Raw genomic sequence first — 3,274 nt, forward strand, 5'->3', positions numbered from 1 at the left:
AACCTCCCGCACACCCCCCGCCCAACCGCCGGAGGCTAGTGCGCGGCGGACTCCCAGTCCGGTCCCACGCCCACCGAGACGTCCAGCGGTGCCCGGAGGTGGACCGCGCCGGCCATCGCGTGGCGGACGAGTTCCTCGGTGGCCGTTCGTTCCCCGGGGGCGATCTCCAGGACGATTTCGTCGTGGACCTGGAGGAGCATGCGGGACTTGAGGCCGGCCTCGCGCAGGGCGGTGTCGACCTTGAGCATGGCCATCTTGACGATGTCCGCCGCGGTGCCCTGGATCGGGGCGTTGAGCGCCATGCGCTCGGCGGCCTCGCGGCGTTGGCGGTTGTCGCTGTTGAGGTCGGGGAGGTAGCGGCGGCGGCCGAAGAGGGTCGCCGTGTAGCCCGTCGCCCGCGCCTCGTCGACCGCGCGACGCAGATAGTCCCGTACGCCGCCGAAGCGCTCGAAGTACGTGTCCATCAGGACCCGTGCCTCGCCCGCGTCGATGTTCAGCTGCTGGGAGAGGCCGAAGGCGGACAGGCCGTAGGCGAGGCCGTACGACATCGCCTTGATCTTGCGGCGCATCTCCGCGTCGACCGCGGAACCCTCGACGGAGAACACCTGGGAGGCGACCGTGGTGTGCAGGTCCTCGCCCGAGGTGAACGCCTCCAACAGGCCCTCGTCCTCGGAGAGATGGGCCATCACGCGGAGCTCGATCTGGCTGTAGTCCGCGGTCATCAGGGACTCGTAGCCCTCGCCCACCACGAAGCCCCGGCGGATCGCCCTGCCCTCGTCCGTGCGGACCGGGATGTTCTGCAGGTTCGGGTCCGTCGAGGAGAGGCGGCCCGTTGCCGCAACCGTCTGGTTGAACGTGGTGTGGATGCGGCCGTCCGTCGCGATCGTCTTGATCAGGCCCTCTACGGTGACGCGCAGCTTCGCCTGTTCGCGGTGGCGGAGCATGATGACCGGCAGTTCGTTCTCGGTCTGGTTGGCCAGCCAGGCCAGCGCGTCCGCGTCGGTGGTGTAGCCGGTCTTCGTCTTCTTGGTCTTGGGCAGGCCCAGTTCGCCGAAGAGGACTTCCTGGAGCTGCTTGGGCGAGCCGAGGTTGAACTCGTGCCCGGCCGCCGCGTGCGCCTCCTTCACCGCCTGCTGGACGGCGCCGGCGAACATCTGCTCCATGGCTTCGAGGTGCGTCTTGTCGGCCGCGATGCCTGACCGCTCCAGGCGGGCCAGCAGGATCGAGGTCGGCAGCTCCATGTCACGGAGCAGGTCCGCCGCGCCGACCTCCTGGAGGCGCTCCCCGAAGGCGACGCCGAGGTCGAGGATCGCGCGGGCCTGCACCATCAGGGCGTCCGCCTCGGCGCCGTCGTCCGCGCCGAACGCGAGCTGCCCGTCGGCCGTGGCGGCGGGGGCCAGTTCGCGGCCGAGGTACTCCAGGGACAGCGCGTCCAGGTCGAAGGAGCGGCGGCCGGGCTTGACCAGGTAGGCGGCGAGCGCGGTGTCCATGGAGATGCCGGCGATCGTCCAGCCGTGCTCGGCGAAGACCCGCATCGCGCCCTTGGCGTTGTGGAACACCTTGGGGCGGTCGGCGTCGGACAGCCAGGCCGAGAACGCGTTCTCGTCGCTCTCGTCCAGCTCGGCGGGGTCGAACCAGGCGGCCGCTCCCCCGGCGGTGGCGAGCGCGACCTCGGTCACCGAACCCGAGCCGAGCGCCCAGGTGTCGACGGTGGCGACGCCGAGGGGCTCGGTGCCGTAGTCGGCGAGCCAGCCGGTCAGTTCGCCGGTGGCGAGGACCGAGCCGTCGACCGCCACGCCGCTCTCGGCGGGCGGGGTCGCGTCGGCCTCCTCGTTGCCCGGGTCGACGGCCAGGAGGCGCTCGCGCAGCGAGGGGTTGCGGATCTCCAGGGTGTCGAGAACCATCGCGAGGGCCGTGCGGTCGTAGGGCGCACGCTCCAGGTCGAGGACCGTCCTGGGCAGCTCGACGTCCTTGACCATCTCGGTGAGGCGTCGGTTGAGCTTGACGGAGTCCAGGTGGTCGCGGAGGTTCTGCCCGGCCTTGCCCTTGACCTCGTCGACGCGCTCGACCAGTTCGGCGAACGAACCGAACTGGTTGATCCACTTCGCGGCGGTCTTCTCGCCGACGCCGGGGATGCCGGGGAGGTTGTCGGACGGGTCGCCGCGCAGCGCCGCGAAGTCCGGGTACTGGGCCGGCGTCAACCCGTACTTCTCGACGACCTTCTCCGGAGTGAACCGGGTCAGCTCGGAGACACCCTTCGTCGGGTACAGCACCGTGGTGTGGTCGGACACCAGCTGGAACGAGTCCCGGTCGCCGGTGACGATCAGCACGTCGAAGCCCTCGGCCTCGGCCTGGGTGGCGAGCGTGGCGATGACGTCGTCGGCCTCGAAGCCGTCGACCGCGAACCGGGACACGTGCATCGTGTCGAGCAGCTCGCCGATCAGCTCGACCTGGCCCTTGAACTCGTCCGGGGTCTTGGAGCGGTTCGCCTTGTACTCGGTGAACTCCTCGGAGCGCCAGGTCTTGCGGGACACGTCGAAGGCCACCGCGAAGTGCGTGGGCGCCTCGTCGCGCAGGGTGTTGGCCAGCATCGACGCGAAGCCGTAGATCGCGTTCGTCGGCTGGCCCGTCGCGGTCGTGAAGTTCTCCGCGGGCAGCGCGAAGAACGCGCGGTAGGCCAGCGAGTGCCCGTCCATCAGCATCAGCCGTGGACGGTCTCCGCCGGAGGTGTTCCCGGAGGTCTTGTCGGTCTTCTTCGATGCTGTCTCTGCCACGCCCCCGATCCTGCCACGCCCCACTGACAGTCGGAGTCACGGTCGCCGCGTCGGAGGTCACGGTCGCGACGGCGGGCCCGGCCAGGAGGGGCGGAAGCCGCCGCCGCGAGGGCGCGAGCGGAGGCCGGAATCGTCGTGGTCCGCGGTGCGAAGGCACATGCGAAGGCGAGGGAAGGCAGTCCGCGGAAGGCGAGTCCACGGCAGGCGAAGGCAGTGAGCCCCGTCGCGTCCCGGCAACGGTCGTAGGAGAACTGGTTTCCCGTGGCCGCGCGGCCACGGGGTCGTGAAAAGAGGTCCTGCCGCTGCGAGATGCCGAGGCGATCGGCCACGCGCGCGTGAAGAGGTCACCGTCGCGGCGCGCGAGGTGGTCACCGTCGCGGCAGCGGACGCGTCCCGGCCCGCCGCGGTGAAGATCGAACGACCTGCACCCACCGCCGCAGCACAGGCCGGTCGGACGGCAGCACCCGCAGTGGCGGGCGGTCGGACAAACCCCACCCCAC

The 3,274-nt window shown here is 70.6% G+C and carries 1 protein-coding gene; it reads right to left on the reverse strand.

The features are described 5' to 3' along the window. Positions 1-35 precede the first annotated feature (35 nt). A complete protein-coding gene (gene polA, locus AC31A1_RS48995) occupies positions 36-2,774 on the reverse strand; it encodes a DNA polymerase I (protein WP_489659527.1) in 2,739 nt (912 codons plus the stop codon). Positions 2,775-3,274 lie beyond the last annotated feature (500 nt).

The sequence above is a fragment of the Streptomyces sp. P5F9 genome, assembly GCF_057961495.1.